This is a genomic window from Vibrio sonorensis (genome assembly GCF_001854765.1).
Taxonomy (GTDB): domain Bacteria; phylum Pseudomonadota; class Gammaproteobacteria; order Enterobacterales; family Vibrionaceae; genus Vibrio; species Vibrio sonorensis.
In genome coordinates, this window is sequence record NZ_LJJE01000070.1 from 138,828 (window position 1) to 156,951 (window position 18,124).

Genomic DNA, 18,124 nt, shown 5'->3' on the forward strand with positions numbered 1-18,124 from the left:
CCATCTAGTTCGATTTTTGTTACTTCCATGTTAAATCTTGCTTCCCTTTCGCACAGTATATTGGTAATAATGGGTATGTAACCGAACACCTAGCCTGTAGCACGTAAGGCTTGGTGGCGGAATATAAGCACAAAAAGTGCACACAATAAAAATATCAAACAAACACAACACCACTAATAAACATGCTGAAATCAAAGGAGTTGAGATGAAAGCAGGAAAAGTTATAGCCGTTGCCGTTCTTGCAGGCGCTGCATTATTATCATCCGCCAGTATCATGGCAAAGACCGCAAAAGTTGCGGTATCACAGATCGTTGAGCACCCTGCGCTTGATGCGACTCGTCAAGGCCTTCTGGATGGGTTAAAGGCGAAAGGTTATGAGGAAGGTAAAAACCTAGAGTTTGATTATAAAACCGCGCAAGGCAACCCAGCCATCGCGGTGCAAATTGCACGTCAATATGTGGGTGAGCAACCCGATGTACTGGTTGGGATAGCTACCCCCACAGCACAAGCACTCGTATCGGCGACTCGTTCTATTCCCGTCGTATTTACTGCCGTTACAGACCCTGTAGGGGCAAAATTGGTAAACCAGCTTGAGCAACCGGGTAAAAACGTTACCGGTCTTTCTGACTTATCTCCCGTTAGCCAGCACGTAGATTTGATTAAAGAAATCTTACCGGATGTGAAATCTATCGGTGTAGTGTTTAATCCAGGTGAAGCCAATGCGGTCACATTGGTTAAACTGCTGAAAGAAAGCGCTGCCGCTCAAGGAATAGAAGTGGTTGAAGCGACGGCTCTAAAGAGTGCGGATGTCCAATCGGCCACTCAAGCTATTGCTGCTAAATCAGATGTGATTTACGCGCCAACAGATAACACGGTAGCCAGTGCTATTGAAGGTATGATCGTCGCGGCTAATCAAGCGAAAACACCAGTGCTTGGTGGTGCGACGTCTTACGTAGAGAAAGGCGCGATTGCAAGCTTGGGCTTTGATTACTATCAAGTTGGCGTTCAGACTGCGGATTACGTAGCCGCAATTCTTGAAGGCAAAGAACCGGGTGAGTTGGATGTAAAAGTTGCCAAAGGCTCAGATCTCGTGGTTAACGCAACAGCGGCGAAGAAGCTGGGTGTAGCAATTCCAAGCAGTGTTCTAGACCGCGCCACTAGCGTGAAATAGGCCTAACAAAGCGTATAGGTAGGCCCTATGGCCTACCTGTTGTTTAAGCAGTAAAGGGAGTTTGTATGTCTGCTTTTGCGTTTTTTGGCGCCTTGGAGATAGGCCTGCTGTATGGCTTGGTCGCGCTTGGCGTTTACCTCACATTCCGCGTTCTGGATTTTCCCGACTTAAGTGTTGATGGTAGCTTTCCAATGGGGGCCGCAGTTGCTGCGACAGCAATTGTTGCCGGTATTAACCCTTGGATAGCCACTGGCATGGCGATACTGGCTGGAGCCGCGACAGGTTGGGTTACCGCTTTTCTAGCTGTGCGTTGCGGCATATTGCACCTCCTGGCGTCGATCCTCACTATGATAGCGGCATTCTCTATCAATATTCGAATTATGGGACGCCCTAATATGGCGCTTTTGGGTGAAGAAACCATTCTTACCCCATTTGAAGCGATTGGCGATCCGGTACTGGTCCGTCCCCTAGTGGTTGGTATTCTCGTTTTGATCTCTGCGTGGTTTGTGGTCCGGCTGTTAAACAGCGATTTTGGGTTGGGACTACGAGCTACAGGGGTCAATGCCAGAATGGTGTCAGCCCAAGGTGCAAGTACCTCTTTCTACACCTATTTTGGCCTCGCGTTGTCGAACGGCTTTGTCGGTTTTTCAGGTGCTTTGTTTGCCCAAACCAACAGTTTTGCTGATGTTACATCGGGAGTGGGAACCATAGTGGTCGGTTTGGCGGCGGTGATTTTAGGTCAAACACTGATCCCCGGTCGAAAGATCTGGGTAGCCGTGGTTGCGGTTATTGTCGGTTCTGTCCTCTATCGATTAGCAGTAGCCTTTGCTTTGAGTACTGGTATGTTTGGTTTACAGGCATCAGATCTTAACTTGGTGACCGCAGTTCTAGTGGCAATCGCATTGATCGCACCCAAAATTAAAGGAAACCTGAAGGCAAAAAAGTCTAGTGCTCCTAACGGGAGCTCTGCACCATGCAAAAAAGACAAAGAATCGGGAGACGTAGCATGATTCAATTAGAAAACATTCAGGTGACGTTTAATCCGGGCACCATTCTTGAGAATAAGGCGCTAAAAGGGGTCAGCTTGGAAGTCCCTGAACACGAGTTTCTTACCGTGATAGGTTCCAACGGTGCCGGTAAGTCTACTTTGCTTGGTGCGGTGACTGGTGAAACCCCTATGGTTGGCGGACAAGTGATCATCGACGATATCGATGTGACCAAGCAAACGGTCGACCAGCGTGCGAAACAGTGTGCGCGGGTGTTCCAAGATCCCTTGGCAGGCACATGTGGGGATTTGACCATAGAAGAAAATATGGCCTTAGCTTACATGAGAGGTAAGCGAAGAGGTTGGAGCTTGTCTCTCTCCTCGAAACGACGCAAGCTATTTCAAGAGCGAATCAGTATTCTGGGCTTAGGTTTGGAAGATAGGTTGGGGGACAATATTGGCTTGCTTTCAGGTGGTCAACGCCAAGCGGTGAGCTTGGTAATGGCAACCTTGTCAGACAGTAAGTTACTACTTCTCGATGAGCACACAGCAGCACTTGACCCTCGCATGGCGGCGTTCATTATCGATCTTACGAAGAAGATAGTAAAAGAGTTCGATTTAACCGTTATGATGGTTACACACTCGATGAAAGATGCATTGGCCTGTGGAGACCGAACGGTGATGCTTCACCAAGGTGAAATTGTTCTCGATGTTGCAGGAGAGCAGCGGGCGAATATGAAAGTTCCAGACTTATTGGAGATGTTCTCCAAGGTTAGGGGAGAAGAGCTCGCAGACGATAGTCTCTTGCTCAACTAATGTAAAAAGGAGGCCGAGGCCTCCTTCTTTTATGCTGAAATCACCGTGACTAGCTGATGAGATTCGCTTGGTTGAAGAGTAATACCCTCTTCAATGCTGTCTGCTAATACCGTCGATTCAATACACAACATGGTCTTGTAGCCATCGTTGTCCATGTCGCTCATTGATTGAGCATTCTCTTTCCAAGGGTTCCAAATCACTGCACAGTTGTGGCCGTGGTTTTCTACGTTAACACTGCGATCTAGCGCTTTGTCTTGTAGAGTAATTACCGCTTCAGGCTGCGTGTAGATACGGTCAACTGATTGGTCTATGGCAAGGCTTTCTCCGCCTTGACACTCCTTGTCTTCAAGCAAGCTGTCGATATAACTTGGCCCCATACCAATTACGTTAGCCTTGGCAATATCGCCAACGTTTAGGTAAGAGTGAAGTGCGCCAGAGAAGGTCCAAGGCTTAGCATCTGTGTTGGTGGTTTGAAGTGTTACTTTCAGTTGCTCAGTAACTTCAACAATCAAGCGAACTTCAAATTGGTTGGGCCAGATCGCCAAAGTTTCTTCATTGCTTTGCAAACCAAGCTCGATGATGACGCCGTGTTCGTTTTCGCGATGCTGAATCAGTGTCCATTCGCTGTTACGTGCGAAGCCATGTGAAGGCGAGGCAATTCGACCAAACCAAGGCCAGCAGACGGGGATACCACCGCGAAGAGCGGCTTCACCGTCAAAGATGGCACTGTTACTCATCCAAATTAAGTCTTCTTTACCCGTAGGCTTAAATGAAACGACATGGCCGCCGTGAAGGGCGATACCGGCTGTCGCTTTGTCGTGAATGACGCGTACAATTTTTACCTTGTCTTTTTCAACAATGGTGACGTTGTCAGACAGAACGGTTAACGCAGGAAGAGAAGTCAGATCCATTAGATAAACTCCATTTAATGATTTTCAGATACTAAAAAGGCGACTCGAGAGCCGCCTTTTACTAACAAGTTCTAATGCTTACTTAGAGATGTGAGCAATTAGGTCAAGAACTTTGTTTGAGTAACCGATTTCGTTGTCGTACCAAGATACAACTTTAACGAAGTTATCAGTTAGAGCGATACCAGCTTTAGCATCGAATACTGAAGTTTGTACTTCACCGATGAAGTCTTGAGAAACAACTTGGTCTTCAGTGTAACCTAGAACACCTTTTAGAGGGCCTTCAGAAGCTTCTTTCATTGCTGCACAGATAGCTTCGTAAGATGCACCTTCTTTAAGGTTTACAGTTAGGTCAACTACAGAAACGTTAGCAGTTGGTACGCGGAAAGCCATACCAGTTAGTTTGCCGTTTAGTTCTGGAAGAACAACGCCTACTGCTTTAGCTGCACCAGTTGAAGATGGGATGATGTTCTGAGAAGCACCACGACCACCGCGCCAGTCTTTAGCAGAAGGACCGTCAACAGTCTTCTGTGTAGCTGTAGTAGCGTGAACTGTAGTCATAAGACCAGACTCGATACCGAACTTGTCGTTAAGTACTTTAGCGATAGGAGCTAGACAGTTAGTAGTACAAGAAGCGTTAGAAACGATGTCTTGACCAGCGTAAGTGTCTTGGTTAACGCCCATTACGATCATTGGAGTAGCGTCTTTAGAAGGACCAGTTAGAACAACCTTCTTTGCACCAGCTGTGATGTGCTGACGAGCAGTTTCGTCAGTTAGGAAGATACCAGTAGCTTCAGCTACAACGTCAACACCGATTTCGTCCCATTTAAGGTCAGTTGGGTTACGCTCAGCAGTTACACGTACAGTTTTGCCGTTAACGATTAGGTTACCGCCTTCAACTTCTACAGTACCGTTGAAACGGCCGTGAGTTGAATCGTACTTCAGCATGTATGCCATGTATTCAACATCGATAAGATCGTTAATACCTACTACTTCGATGTCAGCGCGCTCTTGAGCTGCGCGGAATACGAAACGACCGATACGGCCAAAACCGTTAATACCTACTTTGATAGTCATTATAGTTGCTCCACAACTTAATTTCTGATTAAAGATAACTGGTAGTAAAATTACAAAATCCAGCAAAAATGTGCAACAGATAATCGGTCTTAACTTGTTTAAAGTCAAAAAAAAGCGTCGCTTTTTTTCACAATTAGTCGCAATTGGTTGAAAAACAACCTAGCCGATAAGTATTTTTGTTACCAGTTGACGTAAAATAGTTAAGAAGAGCTAAAGAACTGCGTAATTTTTAGTCATCCTTGTCATGGTTTGAAAGTATGTGCTACAACCCGTAGTGATAGCAAGTTTTTCGAGAAAAAAGTCTAAACTAATAATGAGAATAGAAGGAAAAAGTTCAGTGCAGGATAAACTTCAGAAAGTGATGAAGTCAGACCAGCAATGGCGTGAACAGTTGTCAGAAGAAGAGTATAGGGTTTGTAGGCAGCAGGGTACCGAAGCTCCATTTAGCGGGAAATTGCTACACAACAAAGGAACAGGGGAGTACCGGTGCACGTGTTGCAATACCCCACTTTTTCTCTCTGATAACAAATATGACTCGGGGTGCGGTTGGCCAAGTTTTGACGCACCAATCAACGCCGAAGCGATACGTTATATTGAGGATCTGAGTCACGGAATGGTCAGAACGGAGATAAGATGTGCGGTGTGCGATAGCCATTTAGGTCACGTTTTTCCCGATGGACCAAAAACAACGGGTGAACGCTTTTGTGTTAACTCAGTGTCGTTAATTTTCAACAAAGAAAGCTAAAGCGGTGAAAAATCACCGCTCTAATGTTTTATCCTTTCAATTAGATTGAACCGTAAGCTTTCAACGAGTTTCTATTGAACTCACCTGATTTCAGCGCAGAAACCACATCGTCCGCAACATCATCGAGTTCAGAATAGGTTTCTTTAGAGAACCCGTACAGAAGGTGGAGCTCTGCTTCTGAGGCGATAGGTACATCAAATTCGAAAGCCACTTTAGCCCAAATATAAGCTTTCTCTTTCATATTGATTTGGTAGTAAGTACTGGCAAGAGACTTAAACACTTCGGTATTTAGGTTCTTGCCATTAGAGAGTTCAAGAGAACGGTTGAGAAGCTTAATGGTTTTGCCCTCATCTCTGCTCGTGTAGAAGGTTGCTAAAGCGTATTGCATTTCTGCGGTGTCAAGCTGCGGCTTACCTTCCATTCGCAAAAATGCTTGTCTCGCTCTCTCGTCGCCAATTTGACTCCACAAAAAGTAAAGCGCTTCAGGAGATGTCGATTGGCGCAGTTGTCCCGTAATTCGGTCGAGTTCTTCACCGGTATGCATCAAGGCTGAAAAACGACGCTGCTTAAGGTCAGTTTGATCTATCGGTTGAATTTGAGCAGCAAGCTCAAGACATTTTCGGTACTCACTGACTAAGCCAAACTCTTTGATAATGTTTTTATCTGTTGGTTGTTTCTGTACTTCGTGGCGGTGCCAAATTAGGTCAGTTCTAGGAATGCGACACTGACCGTCGTTGATGTTGAGAAGCTCGCAACGCAGCCCCGGATTTTTATTACAGAGTTGTTCAGTGTTTCGGGTGTTTTCAAAGCAGCCGCTTAGGGCTAAAACGGAGGCCGAAACTAAGATGATTTTAATTGAGTTCATAGTTAATACTGCTTGTGATCGGTTGCACTTATTCTTTGGCGATGACTTGACTACACGCCATATGCCGTTATGTTTTGCACAAAGATATTAATTATAAGGATACACCATGGACGCAGAGCAATTAATTAACGCTATAACACCAGAAGTTTATGAACGTTTGCTCTATGCTGTCGAAACGGGTAAGTGGCCTGAGGGTACACCACTTTCGCAGGAGCAGCGAGACTCTTGTATGCAAGCTGTGATGCTCTATCAAAGTAAGCACAATTCTGATGCGCAGCATATGACTGTTGCACAAGGTGGTGAGATCAGCTTCAAATCTAAGGCGGAGTTGAAAAAACAATTTCAACAAGAACAAAGTGATATCGTTAGAGTTAACGTCAATCAAAAATAAAATGAACCCCAGCGAATATCGCTGGGGTTTTTACTTATAGAGTCATTTCACCGCGTAAAATGAGTTGCATCTGTTGTTTTATTTCTTCGTAGTTTAAACCTTTACTCAGTAAATAATGCAACTTAGCCAATGCGGCTTCAGGTGTCATATCAAAGCCACTAATTACGCCAGAGTCAGCCAGCGCACATCCTGTCGCGTAGCCTCCCATGTTTACTTTGCCAGCTAAACATTGAGTGAGGTTGACCACAATAACACCGCGTTCGGATGCTTCTTTTAAGTGGGCTAAAAGCTCGGGGTTTTGTGGTGCATTTCCAACGCCAAACGTTAATAGGATCATTGCGTTAACGGGTTGTCTCAACGTATTTCGAATCACTTCATGGGAAATGCCCGGATACATGGTGATGACCCCAATGGGTTGTGGAGTAATATTGTGTACAGTGAACTCACCCTCCGGCTTGTTATCCACCGTGATATTGCTATTCACTTGAATATTGATCCCCGCCTCTAAAAGTGGAGGGAGGTTTGGAGAGGTAAAGGCGTTAAAACCGTCAGCGTGAGATTTTGTACTGCGATTGCCACGCATCAGTTGATTGTTAAAAAACAGAGTGACTTCGTTAATCGGGTAGTTAGCTGCGATGTGAAGGGCATTGAGAAGGTTAGCTTGCCCATCTGAGCGCAGTTCAGCCAACGGAATTTGGGAACCAGTAACTATGACAGGCTTTGCTAGGTTCTCTAACATAAAAGAGAGCGCTGAAGCCGTATATGCCATGGTATCGGTCCCGTGTAGGATGACAAATCCATCGTATTTTTCGTAGTTATCGCGAATATCATCGGCGATCTGTTGCCAATCTGCCGGTGTCATATCCGAAGAGTCAATAAGTGGCTCGTATTCGTGGATGGTGTAGTCTGGCATTTCTGGGCGGTGAAATTCTGGCATGTTGGCCAGTTGCTTCTCCATAAATCCAGCGACGGGTACATATCCGTGATCGGATTTTTGCATACCAATAGTGCCACCGGTATAGGCGATATAAATGTGTTTCTTTGCCATGGTAGGGTAGTTAAAAAATATCGGGAACAGGAAGGCAATTATATACCCATAGGTAACTTGAACGCCACCTTACGTTATGGGCTCTGCGCGCCGTTGAATAAAGAAAAAGCCCACTGGGTGGTGGGCTTTTTTCTAGAGTCATTGCACTTGGCAGTTTAAACAAAAGGCGTATTGGCCTTTAGGGTCGTTCAAAGAGCCTAATAGATTGGCATCTTGTACAACTTGCTTAGCAATTGGTGCGATGGAATCTGGTAGATAAGTGGTTATATCAAAACCAAACTTAACTTGAACTTGGTTAGCGACTTCTTGAATCAACTGCTCAAATGGCGTTAACGGCTCTTCTACCCAGTATATAGAGTACTGCTCTAGTCCTGCGAGCTCTGCGGCTAACGCAACCGCATCGTCAAAATCTCCCATGCGATCCACGAGCCCAAATTGCATCGCGTCTTGGCCGGTCCAAACTCTGCCTTGAGCAATTTTATCTATTTGCTCTAAAGGGATTTGACGATTGTCACTGACTAAACCGATAAAACGCTGATATCCGTGCTCAATACCTAACTGAAATGCGTCTTTCGCGCCTTGGCTTAGTCCCGTCGTTAGGCCGACATCTGAAAACGGAGAAGTCCCTACACCATCCGTGTAGACACCCAACTTATTCAAGCCTTTTTCAAAGGTTGTAATGACGCTAAAAATACCAATCGAGCCAGTTAGGGTTGTTGGCTGTGCAACGATTCGATCTGCGCTCATTGAGATCCAATAGCCACCAGATGCGGCGAGGCTAGACATAGAGACAACAACTGGTTTTCCCGCTGCTTTTAAGGCTTCTATTTCATTGCGAATCACTTCTGACGCAAAAGCACTGCCCCCAGGGCTATCCACTCTAAGCACGACACCTTTTACTTTATCGTCGTTGCGAGCTTGTCTAAGAAGCGAAGCGGTTGTATCTCCGCCGATTGTGCCTCTAGGTTGGCTGCCATCCATAATGGTGCCACTTGCTACGACAACGGCAATCTCGTCGTCGGCGAAGTTGAGCTAGGTGGCATCGTCGCCATGTATTCGTAATAGCCGATGGCGTTGTAACTGTCGTCACCATCGCTGCCAAACACTTCTGCCAGCTCGCTTCTCATCTGTTGGCGATTGGCGAGTTGATCGACTAAGCCCAACTCCATAGCTAGAGCGGCTAAGTCACCGTTCACTTTTTCAAGCTTGGCTAAGAAAACATCCATCGATGGGTTAAGTGTCTCGGCTTCAATTTGGCGATTGTTTGCTACATCGTCAACATAGGCACCCCAAAGCTGACTCAACCATCTCGACGCTGACTCTTTTGCTTCTTTAGACATATCATCGCGAATAAATGGTTCGATGGCTGATTTGTAAGTACCAACTCTGAATACGTGTGTATTGACATCCAGCTTTTCTAACAAGGTTTTGTAATACATAGAGTATGCGCTGTAGCCCTTAACCATAACGATGCCGTCGGGAGCAAGGTAGATTTTGTCTGCGTAACTGGCAAGGTAGTACTGGCTCTGGTTGTAAAAGTCGCCTACGGCGTATACGGGTTTGCCGGACGATTTAAACTCATTGATGGCTTTGGCAATGTATCTCAGTTTAGTGAGATTCGTTTCTGGCATATCGCGCAACGCGAGTACAAGACCGGTGATCTGATCATCGTCCTTAGCGGTTCGAATAACTTCTACGATATCGAACAGTACATTCTCGCTCGGTACCCCCTGCCCGAAGAGAGAACCGGATATAGAATCCATCGGTGAGACGTAAGTGGATTGCTCAACAATTGGGCCAGCCAAATTTAACACCATTGCTGATTTTACCGTATTGGTAACTTGTGGAGCCTCAGCGTTTTTGTAGGCGAAGTAAATAACAACGACGACCCCAAGAAAAAGTAGGTTTATGACAGCTAATCTTACAAAGTTGAGCAGTTTCCAAATGCCTTTGAAAAACAGTCCAACGTATTTTGCTATTTTTTTCATTCTATCTCCATTGGGGCATTTCGATTGGTCTATATGCACCCAAGTATGCAGGGAAACTTACATCCTACTTAACTTAGTCTAGGTGAACAACTGCAAGATTGAATGATGTTGCTTTTATGTAAACAAGTGTTTGATTTTTGTTAATGCGGGAGTTATTCTGGTCAGACCAGAATAAGAAAAGCGATGTCAGCCATGTACTCACATTTATTGCAACCGCTGGATTTGGGTTACACCCAATTGAAGAACCGAGTTCTAATGGGCTCGATGCACACTGGCCTAGAAGAGGACAAGCAGGGTCTCAACAAGCTCGCTGCTTTTTATGAAGAGCGTGCCAAAGGAGGCGTTGGTCTGATTGTTACTGGGGGCTTTTCACCCAACTTAAGAGGCGTCTTCACCCTTTTAGTGCTGAGTTCAGTAAACCAAAACACGCTCATGCTCACAAAGTAGTCACAGAAGCGGTACACCGACACGGAAGTAAAATTGCATTGCAACTGTTGCATGCTGGTCGTTATGCGATGCACCCTTTGCGCAAAGTGCTTCAGGCATTAAGGCTCCCATTGCCCGCTTTGCTCCCAGTGAAATGTCTACAAAGCAGATAACAAAAACCATTGATGCCTTTGCAAATAGTGCTTCCTTAGCTAAGTTGGCCGGCTACGATGGTGTGGAAGTGATGGGTTCCGAAGGGTATTTGCTAAATCAGTTTATCTGTAAACGTACCAATATGCGTTATGACGAGTGGGCGGGTGTTATGAAAATCGCATCCGTTTTCCATTAGAGGTCGTCAAATCGATTAGAGAAGCGGTCGGAGAAGAGTTCGTTATCATCTTTCGACTTTCAATGCTTGACCTTGTTGAGGAAGGAAGCACGTTTGAAGAAGTGATTCATCTGGCCAAAGCGCTTGAAAAGGCAGGAGTCACTATTATCAATACTGGCATTGGTTGGCATGAAGCGAGAATACCAACGATAGCAACACAGGTACCGCGAGGTGCATTTACTTGGGTTACGGAAAAGGTGAAACCTCATGTGAGTGTTCCTATCGTGACTTGCAACAGAATCAATACTCCTGAGCAAGCTGAAGAGATCCTTGCATCGGGGCAAGCGGACATGGTGTCCATGGCGAGACCATTTCTCGCTGACCCTTATTTTGTAATGAAAGCTGAACGGCAAGAGTCTCAGTTGATCAATACTTGCATAGGATGTAATCAGGCCTGTTTGGACAATGTATTCAAAGGTAAGCACGCTAGTTGCTTGGTCAATCCAATTGCGTGCAGAGAGCATGAACTGAAGGTTACACCAACTCAGCAAGCAAAAAGTATTGCGGTTGTCGGTGCTGGGCCCGCTGGTCTTTCGTGTGCGACAACGCTGTCAGAGCGAGGTCATCATGTTGATTTGTACGAACGCAGTGATCGCATAGGCGGGCAGTTTAGGTTGGCAATGCAGATCCCGGGCAAAGAAGAGTTTAGAGAGACAATTCGCTATTTTGCCAACCGAATAGAGCAAACAGGGGTCAAGTTGCACTTGCAAACAGAAGCAAACCTAGATTTACTCAAAGAGTATGACGAAGTGGTAATGGCGTCGGGCGTTGAACCGCGGAAAATCACTATCGAAGGTATGGAAAGCTCTGATAAAGTCGTTGATTACCAAACGCTTATTAGAGAAAAAACGTACGTTGGCAATAAAGTAGCAATCGTTGGTGCTGGTGGTATTGGTGTGGATGTGGCTTCTATGCTTACCGAACCTCTTTGCCACAGTTTGGACGATTGGCTGCACGATTGGGGTATAGACAGAGAGATAGAACACCCCGGCGGCCTTTTTCCCTATCCAACAGAACAGAGTGATAAATCAGTTTGGGTATTACAGCGACGAAAAGGCCGAGTTGGAAAAGGGCCGGGGAAAACGACTGGCTGGATCCATAAACGGACGCTTGAAAAGCGAGGCGTGCACTTAGTCGGCGGTGTGACATACCAAAAAGTAGACGAACAAGGGCTACACCTGTGCGTTGATGACAAGGCTCAGGTTCTTGATGTAGATAAAGTCGTGATTTGTGCTGGACAGGAATCGGTTCGACCTTTTGAACAAGATTGGGATCTACTGGCAGAACGATTGCACGTGATTGGAGGTGCCGACTACGCTGGTGAGCTCGATGCCGTTAGGGCGATTAGGCAAGGTGTTGAGCTGGCACTCAGACTTTGATGTTGTGAAGGTTTGTTCTCAATATGGCAGCATAGTTAACGACGAGATAAAGACCAGTAAAAAGGCGCATCAAGATGAATGCGCCTTTTTCTTTGTCGATAGGTAATTTAAAGAATGACCGTCTTGTTTCCATAAACAAATACATGGTCGTTCAGTACCTTACCCAGCGCTTTGCTCAGTACGTTCTTTTCAACGTCTCGGCCTGCTTGCGCCATATCTTTTGCACTAAAGTTATGGTCTACAGGGATGACGTCTTGCTTGATAATTGGACCTTCATCGAGGTCGTTGGTAACGAAGTGCGCGGTGGCACCGATGATCTTAACACCGCGCTCGTAAGCTTGTTGGTAAGGCTTAGCACCAATAAAAGCAGGCAAGAAGCTGTGGTGAATATTAATAATCTTATGGTGGTACTTTTCTACAAACCCCGGCGTAAGAACGCGCATATACTTAGCTAGAACTAAGTAGTCAGCTTTGTAGCTATCGACCACTTCTAGTACTTTCTGCTCGTGTTCTTCGCGATTTAGTCCTTCGTGGGAAACGCAGTGGTAAGGAATATCAAACTTCTCAGTTAAGCTCTTTAACGTATCGTAATTACCCACTACGGCGGCGATTTCAACGTCCAAGCTGCATCGTAGTTTTTCATTAAGATATCACCTAGACAGTGCGCTTCTTTGGTTACGAGTACCACAATGCGTTTGCGCTCAGAACTCATCAGTTTTCGCTTGGCATTCTCTGGCAAAGCCTGATCTAGATCTGCCAAAAAGGTCTGATCGTTGAAATAGCCCTCTAGCTCGGTTCTCATAAAGAAATGACCGCTAGTGTTATCGACGTACTCGTTGTTGTGAATGATGTTTAACTGATGCTTGTAACATATGTTTGTGATCTTGGAGATAAGCCCCGGTGCGTCAGTGCAGTGGGTTAATAGTGTTTTCTTTTCCATTTAGGTACTACTTCCGTGATTTATTTTTTTTTAAATGCGAAATTTTTGCGGGATAGCGAACGGTGAACTATGCCGCAGTATGGAAGCTACAATTAAACTAATATCAAGATGGTTTCAATAAAAAATCAGATATTTTAAGTAAAGCAAGCGAACACTTACTCCAATAGCTTGTTGATATCTGGGTGAAACCGTGGAGATTGTCGTTTAAGTTTTAGCTATTTAAATAGCTTTAAGGTGGTGCATATGGATAAAGATCTACTTGCTAGAAAACTCTATTCCGAACGGGTTAACAGCTTGGTTGGTGACCGAGACGTTGACGAAGCCTTAATTTCTGAGTTGTGGGAAAATAAAGCCTCTCCCAGTGAAGCAGCGAAGTACATCATGGATAACCAGAATGAGTTTGCCGGGCCGGCGTGGTTATCCCGTTATTTAAACCGTCGTTAAATCCATATCACTATGTGCGAATCCAATGTTTTGGGTTCGCACCAACTCTCAAAAACTGCCATAATCCAGCCTACTTATTTCAATTGATTTCAGGCATATGATTTCTACCACTTTTTCATCGCAAGGGGCTTTAGGGAAGGTTATCCCTGGCTTTCAGCCACGCCAAGCACAGCTAGATATGGCTGAAGCAGTGCGCAGCGCCATTAAAGGTGAAGGGCAACTTGTGGTAGAAGCTGGTACGGGAACCGGAAAAACGTTTGCTTATTTAGTCCCAGCTTTGCTCAGTGGTAAGAAAACCATAATCAGTACTGGGTCTAAAAATCTTCAAGAACAGCTTTATCACCGAGATCTACCCTTGATGGTAGAGGCCCTGGGGTTTTACGGCGCAGTGGCCTTACTTAAGGGACGCTCAAACTATCTGTGTTTAGATCGCTTAAGTCGCCAAATGGTGGAAAGCCATACTAACGTCTCTGATCCTACATTGCTCTCTCAGTTGGTAAAGGTACGCAGTTGGGTTTCAGAAACCAAGTCTGGAGATCTGGGGGAATGCGATGCCATTGCGGAAGATAGCCCGATCATTCCTACTATTACTTCAACCAACGATAACTGTTTGGGCAAAGAGTGCCCTAGCTACCAAGACTGCTTTGTGCTTAAAGCGCGCAAAAAAGCGATGGATGCTGATGTAGTGGTTGTTAACCACCACCTATTTCTCGCCGACTTATCGATCAAAGAAACAGGGTTTGGCGAGCTTATTCCAGAAGCAGAAGTGTTTATTTTTGACGAAGCCCATCAACTGCCGGACATTGCTAGTCAGTATTTTGGGCAATCGCTTTCCAGTCGTCAGGTTCAAGAGTTAGCCAAAGACATTGAAATTGCATATCGCACTGAAGCAAAAGATATGAAGCAGTTGCAAAAGGTGAGTGAGAAGTTAACGCAATGTGTGATGGATTTAAGGCTAGTGTTGGGTGAACCGGGCTTTCGCGGTAACTGGCGGGAAGCATTAGGCTCTTTGACCATAGTAAGAGAGGTGGGACGACTGCAAGAATCATTGGATTTTGCACTAGATGTTTTGACCTTGGCGCTGGGGCGAAGCCAATTACTCGATACAGCGTTTGAACGTGCCAACACTATCAAGGCGAGATTGGATAGGGTTTGTGACGTTTCTATCACGGGGTACTCATATTGGTATGATACCAGCCCTAGGCACTTTAGCCTGCATATCACACCATTATCCGTCGCGGATAAGTTCCAAGAGCAGATCTCTCTTAAAAGTGGTGCGTGGATATTTACTTCGGCGACGTTAGCGGTGGGAGAAGACTTCGATCATTTTACTTCGCGTTTGGGTCTTACCCCGTCACAGCAAATGTCGCTACCCAGCCCTTTTGACTATCAAACTCAAGCGCGCTTGTGTGTGCCCAGATATTTGCCAGAGCCCAATCACCCCTTAATGGCGGACCGATTGGTCAAAATGTTAGGTCCAGTGATAGAGAAAAACCAAGGTAGGTGTTTCTTTTTGTGCACGTCTCACTCAATGATGAAACGCTTGGTCGAGCAGTTTAGAGAAACGCTGTCTATTCCGGTTTTGATGCAGGGAGAAACAAGCAAGCAAAAGACCTTGGCGGAGTTTCTCGAACTTGGAAATGCACTACTTGTTGCAACAGGTGCATTTTGGGAAGGGATCGATGTTAGAGGCGATACACTGAGTTGTGTTATTATTGATAAGCTTCCATTTACCGCTCCGGATGATCCTTTGTTGAAAGCCCGAATTGAAGATTGCAGGCTAAAAGGCGGAGACCCGTTTGCTTTAGTGCAACTGCCTGATGCAGTGATTACCTTAAAGCAAGGGGTAGGTAGATTAATACGAGATCAGCAAGACAAGGGTGCATTGATCATATGTGACAATCGCTTGGTGACTCGCGATTATGGAGGGGTTTTCCTTGCAAGCTTACCATCCATACCTCGCACTAGAGATCTTGGAGCGGTAGAAGATTTTCTTGAACATATAAAGGACGCAGAAACGCAGGTCCTTAAATCGAATAATTAGAGAGTGTAATGAGCGCGAAAATACTTGCTCTAGATACAGCAACAGAAAATTGCTCTGTCGCATTAATGGCGAACGGTCAGTTATACACACGTAGCCAAGTGGCGCCGAGAGACCATACCAAATTGATTTTGCCTATGGTCGACGAAGTACTCAAAGAAGCCGGTCTTAAACTCAACGAACTGGATGCCCTAGCATTTGGTAGAGGACCAGGCAGCTTTACTGGCGTACGCATTGGCATTGGAATTGCACAAGGTTTAGCATTTGGGGCGGATTTACCCATGATAGGTATATCAACCCTGAAGGCGATGGCGCAAGGTAGCTACCGTATCAATGGTGCAGAAAAGGTGGCCGTTGCTATAGATGCTCGCATGAGTGAAGTGTATTGGGGCCGTTTCCAACGTCAAAATGACGGCACTTGGCAAGAAATACACGCGGAGTGTGTGATTCCACCACAAGTGCTCGTTGAGCAAAGCGATAGCGATCAACACCCTTGGGTAAGCGCTGGAACGGGTTGGCAAACCTATGATCAAGAGCTCCAAGCCTTGCCATTTGACGTTGAGAAAGGGGAAGTACTTTACCCAACAGCGGAAGATATGGTTGTGCTCGCCCAGCAAGACTTTTTGGTTGGTAAAACTGTCGACGCTGAAGAGGCAAGCCCAGTGTATCTTCGCGATACGGTTGCATGGAAAAAACTTCCCGGCCGCGAGTAAAAAGCTTGAAATAATGGAGCAACAGAATGGTTTCAATTAACGGATTACCTCCTTCTCAGGTGCCTGGCAGTAATCGCAGCCAGAAGACCAATAAGAGTAAGAAGGCTGATAATTCCGGAAAAGGTACCTCAGTAAGCAAAACAACCAAAGTTGCCGATGCTGTTGCTCATTCTATTCGCTATGTCGATGAAGCCGATATTGACCGTGCTAAAGTTCAGTATGATCTGCCAGAAGGAAAAAGTCGGCAAGCCATGCAGGAATACTTAAACGTAATGAATCAAGCCAAGAGAGAGGAACTAAATCAACTTCTTGGCGTCGATATCTATATCTGATCGCAAAAGAGATTCAATATGAAACAGATTTTCCCGCGTTTTGTTTTTATTTTATTTATCACTGCTGCCATGTCTGCGTGCAGCTCACTCCCAGAAAATCTAACCTCGTCCAATAAAGAGATCATTACCAACTATCAAAGCTGGTTGGAAACTTCGCAAGAAGCGGAATCCGAGCTGCGTTTAGGTGGGGTCATTGCCCAAGTCGATAATCTAGCAGATAGCACACGTATTGAAATTGTTAACCTGCCTATCAATTCATCCGGAAAACCAGACATAAACCAAGAGCCCAATGGTCGATATGTCGTGTATTACCAGGGTTTTGCCGATCCGGTAACGCTTGATAAGGGCCGCTTAATTACCGTATTAGGAAAAGCCAAAGGCGTTGAAAAAGGGATGGTAGGTGAGTTTGAATATACATTTCCTACTATGACGTCCAATGACTACCACATGTGGCGAGTGGAAGAGAGGGTACTGGTTAACGAGTTGGACAGTTATTATTATCCGTGTCGTGGTTTTTATTGCCGAGGTAGCTTTGGTACTCGACATGGTAAGGTGATAAAAGAAGTACGCTAACAATGATAGAGAAGCGTTATGTCCTTAGCTTTGGTGAGCTAGCGACAATAGAAACCAACAATAAAAATACGGCCGATATTTCGGTCGTTTTTATACATGGATGGTTGGACAACGCGGCGAGCTTTAGCGCTCTGATGAGCCAGATGGCCGACAAAGCACCACACCTCCACCTTTGCGCAATCGATTTACCTGGACACGGTCATTCTGACCACAAAAGTGCGGACAACTTTTATCCATTTCACGACTATATCGACGATATTTACCAGTTTTTGACGATTTTATCACCAAACAGACTGGTGTTCGTTGGTCATTCACTAGGCGCATTAATCTCAAGTTGTTATAGTGCCGCCTTTCCTGAACAGGTCGCTGCACTGATTCAAATTGAAGGGTTCGGCCCTTTAGCTGAAAGCGAAGATAAAACGGTTGAACGATTACTAAACGGTATCAAAAGCCGACAGCGTATTCGCAAGAAGCCCAGTCGATACTTTTCGTCAATTGAAGGTGCAATTCAAAAGCGCGCGAGAACGAATCTCGTGTCGTGCGATGCAATAAGACCGATAGTTCAACGTGGAACTAAGCAAATTGACAATGGCCAGTGGTGTTGGCGACATGATAGAAAACTGCTCGCAGATTCTTTGTATCGAATGTCGTTTGCCCATGCAGAAGCTCTTGTCGAAAGGGTTACATGCCCTCAGCTAGTGATCCTAGGCAAGACGGGCTATGAAGCACTAAAAGGCACCCCCAAAAAAAGTAATAAATCGTTACAGTTCGTTGAGGTGGAAGGCGCTCATCATTGCCATTTAGAAGAGCAAATTAGAGTCAATGATCTAATCTTAGGCTTAGTTAACAAAATTTAAACAAGTGTTTGAGTCTTTCGTGCTCAAATCACAGGGC

Annotated in this window: 15 protein-coding genes and 3 pseudogenes; 12 read left to right on the plus strand and 6 right to left on the minus strand. The window is 45.4% G+C overall.

The features are described 5' to 3' along the window. The first annotated feature begins 205 nt into the window (after positions 1-205). The 3 genes from BLO31_RS13450 to BLO31_RS13460 all read left to right on the plus strand — a co-directional run bounded on the left by BLO31_RS13450 (position 206) and on the right by BLO31_RS13460 (position 2,972). Entirely contained in the window at positions 206-1,171 is a 966-nt protein-coding gene (locus BLO31_RS13450) for an ABC transporter substrate-binding protein (protein WP_070967460.1), read from the plus strand. Positions 1,172-1,236: 65 nt separating this feature from the next. Beyond that, positions 1,237-2,181 (plus strand): ABC transporter permease, encoded by a 945-nt coding sequence (locus BLO31_RS13455; RefSeq protein ID WP_070967463.1) that lies wholly within the window; start codon positions 1,237-1,239, stop codon positions 2,179-2,181. Next, the gene (locus BLO31_RS13460; protein WP_070967466.1) at positions 2,178-2,972 is read left to right on the plus strand and encodes an ABC transporter ATP-binding protein; all 795 of its coding nucleotides are present in this window, start codon (positions 2,178-2,180) and stop codon (positions 2,970-2,972) included. Before BLO31_RS13455 ends, BLO31_RS13460 begins: the two co-directional genes overlap by 4 nt. 29 nt (positions 2,973-3,001) lie before the next feature. On the opposite strand, the gene BLO31_RS13465 is transcribed toward BLO31_RS13460, so the two are convergent. After that, positions 3,002-3,883: a D-hexose-6-phosphate mutarotase gene (locus tag BLO31_RS13465; protein ID WP_070967469.1), complete on the minus strand. Its 882-nt coding sequence runs from the start codon at positions 3,881-3,883 to the stop codon at positions 3,002-3,004. Between the two features lie 78 nt (positions 3,884-3,961). Further along, complete coding sequence (gene gap / locus BLO31_RS13470) at positions 3,962-4,957, minus strand: type I glyceraldehyde-3-phosphate dehydrogenase (protein WP_070967471.1); 996 nt, start codon at positions 4,955-4,957, stop codon at positions 3,962-3,964. Between the two features lie 313 nt (positions 4,958-5,270). Here gap and msrB point away from each other — a divergent pair, with 313 nt between their 5' ends. Further along, positions 5,271-5,702 (plus strand): peptide-methionine (R)-S-oxide reductase MsrB, encoded by a 432-nt coding sequence (gene msrB / locus BLO31_RS13475; RefSeq protein ID WP_139159009.1) that lies wholly within the window; start codon positions 5,271-5,273, stop codon positions 5,700-5,702. A 40-nt stretch (positions 5,703-5,742) separates the two neighbouring features. On the opposite strand, the gene BLO31_RS13480 is transcribed toward msrB, so the two are convergent. Continuing rightward, complete coding sequence (locus BLO31_RS13480; protein ID WP_070967477.1) at positions 5,743-6,567, minus strand: DUF2989 domain-containing protein; 825 nt, start codon at positions 6,565-6,567, stop codon at positions 5,743-5,745. Positions 6,568-6,673: 106 nt separating this feature from the next. Here BLO31_RS13480 and BLO31_RS13485 point away from each other — a divergent pair, with 106 nt between their 5' ends. Then, positions 6,674-6,958, plus strand: coding sequence for a YeaC family protein (locus BLO31_RS13485; protein WP_070967480.1), 285 nt, complete (start codon positions 6,674-6,676; stop codon positions 6,956-6,958). A gap of 34 nt (positions 6,959-6,992) precedes the next feature. On the opposite strand, the gene ansA is transcribed toward BLO31_RS13485, so the two are convergent. Together ansA and sppA are read right to left on the minus strand one after the other, a co-directional pair. Continuing rightward, positions 6,993-8,006, minus strand: coding sequence for an asparaginase (ansA, locus tag BLO31_RS13490; protein ID WP_070967483.1), 1,014 nt, complete (start codon positions 8,004-8,006; stop codon positions 6,993-6,995). 138 nt (positions 8,007-8,144) lie between these two features. Continuing rightward, positions 8,145-9,994, minus strand: a pseudogene (gene sppA, locus BLO31_RS13495) (signal peptide peptidase SppA). Positions 9,995-10,186: 192 nt separating this feature from the next. Here sppA and BLO31_RS13500 point away from each other — a divergent pair. Continuing rightward, positions 10,187-12,187: pseudogene (locus BLO31_RS13500) on the plus strand (2,4-dienoyl-CoA reductase FMN-binding domain-containing protein). 107 nt (positions 12,188-12,294) lie between these two features. On the opposite strand, the pseudogene purU reads toward BLO31_RS13500, so the two are convergent. Next, positions 12,295-13,127: pseudogene (gene purU / locus BLO31_RS13505) on the minus strand (formyltetrahydrofolate deformylase). Positions 13,128-13,370: 243 nt separating this feature from the next. On the opposite strand from purU, the gene BLO31_RS13510 reads away from it, so the two are divergent. The 6 genes from BLO31_RS13510 to BLO31_RS13535 all read left to right on the plus strand — a co-directional run bounded on the left by BLO31_RS13510 (position 13,371) and on the right by BLO31_RS13535 (position 18,087). After that, positions 13,371-13,571, plus strand: coding sequence for a hypothetical protein (locus tag BLO31_RS13510; RefSeq protein ID WP_070967487.1), 201 nt, complete (start codon positions 13,371-13,373; stop codon positions 13,569-13,571). A 97-nt stretch (positions 13,572-13,668) separates the two neighbouring features. Then, positions 13,669-15,615, plus strand: coding sequence for a DNA repair helicase YoaA (gene yoaA, locus BLO31_RS13515; RefSeq protein ID WP_070967490.1), 1,947 nt, complete (start codon positions 13,669-13,671; stop codon positions 15,613-15,615). An 8-nt stretch (positions 15,616-15,623) separates the two neighbouring features. After that, positions 15,624-16,325, plus strand: coding sequence for a tRNA (adenosine(37)-N6)-threonylcarbamoyltransferase complex dimerization subunit type 1 TsaB (gene tsaB, locus BLO31_RS13520; RefSeq protein WP_070967493.1), 702 nt, complete (start codon positions 15,624-15,626; stop codon positions 16,323-16,325). A 26-nt stretch (positions 16,326-16,351) separates the two neighbouring features. After that, positions 16,352-16,657 carry a chromosome partitioning protein ParA gene (locus BLO31_RS13525; protein WP_070967497.1) on the plus strand — a complete coding sequence of 102 codons (306 nt, stop codon included), beginning with the start codon at positions 16,352-16,354 and terminating at the stop codon, positions 16,655-16,657. Between the two features lie 18 nt (positions 16,658-16,675). Beyond that, the gene (locus BLO31_RS13530) at positions 16,676-17,230 is read left to right on the plus strand and encodes a Slp family lipoprotein (RefSeq protein WP_070967501.1); all 555 of its coding nucleotides are present in this window, start codon (positions 16,676-16,678) and stop codon (positions 17,228-17,230) included. 2 nt (positions 17,231-17,232) lie between these two features. Beyond that, on the plus strand, positions 17,233-18,087 hold the full coding sequence (locus tag BLO31_RS13535; RefSeq protein WP_070967504.1) for an alpha/beta fold hydrolase: 855 nt from the start codon (positions 17,233-17,235) through the stop codon (positions 18,085-18,087). The last annotated feature ends 37 nt before the right edge of the window (positions 18,088-18,124 follow it).

Excerpts from the sequence above, each read along its gene's own strand:
- BLO31_RS13450 (WP_070967460.1), top strand. The coding sequence starts at position 206 with ATGAAAGCAGGAAAAGTTATAGCCGTTGCCGTTCTTGCAGGCGCTGCA.
- BLO31_RS13455 (WP_070967463.1), top strand. The coding sequence starts at position 1,237 with ATGTCTGCTTTTGCGTTTTTTGGCGCCTTGGAGATAGGCCTGCTGTAT.
- BLO31_RS13460 (WP_070967466.1), top strand. The coding sequence starts at position 2,178 with ATGATTCAATTAGAAAACATTCAGGTGACGTTTAATCCGGGCACCATT.
- BLO31_RS13465 (WP_070967469.1), bottom strand. The coding sequence starts at position 3,883 with ATGGATCTGACTTCTCTTCCTGCGTTAACCGTTCTGTCTGACAACGTC.
- gap (WP_070967471.1), bottom strand. The coding sequence starts at position 4,957 with ATGACTATCAAAGTAGGTATTAACGGTTTTGGCCGTATCGGTCGTTTC.
- msrB (WP_139159009.1), top strand. The coding sequence starts at position 5,271 with ATGAGAATAGAAGGAAAAAGTTCAGTGCAGGATAAACTTCAGAAAGTG.
- BLO31_RS13480 (WP_070967477.1), bottom strand. The coding sequence starts at position 6,567 with ATGAACTCAATTAAAATCATCTTAGTTTCGGCCTCCGTTTTAGCCCTA.
- BLO31_RS13485 (WP_070967480.1), top strand. The coding sequence starts at position 6,674 with ATGGACGCAGAGCAATTAATTAACGCTATAACACCAGAAGTTTATGAA.
- ansA (WP_070967483.1), bottom strand. The coding sequence starts at position 8,006 with ATGGCAAAGAAACACATTTATATCGCCTATACCGGTGGCACTATTGGT.
- BLO31_RS13510 (WP_070967487.1), top strand. The coding sequence starts at position 13,371 with ATGGATAAAGATCTACTTGCTAGAAAACTCTATTCCGAACGGGTTAAC.
- yoaA (WP_070967490.1), top strand. The coding sequence starts at position 13,669 with ATGATTTCTACCACTTTTTCATCGCAAGGGGCTTTAGGGAAGGTTATC.
- tsaB (WP_070967493.1), top strand. The coding sequence starts at position 15,624 with ATGAGCGCGAAAATACTTGCTCTAGATACAGCAACAGAAAATTGCTCT.
- BLO31_RS13525 (WP_070967497.1), top strand. The coding sequence starts at position 16,352 with ATGGTTTCAATTAACGGATTACCTCCTTCTCAGGTGCCTGGCAGTAAT.
- BLO31_RS13530 (WP_070967501.1), top strand. The coding sequence starts at position 16,676 with ATGAAACAGATTTTCCCGCGTTTTGTTTTTATTTTATTTATCACTGCT.
- BLO31_RS13535 (WP_070967504.1), top strand. The coding sequence starts at position 17,233 with ATGATAGAGAAGCGTTATGTCCTTAGCTTTGGTGAGCTAGCGACAATA.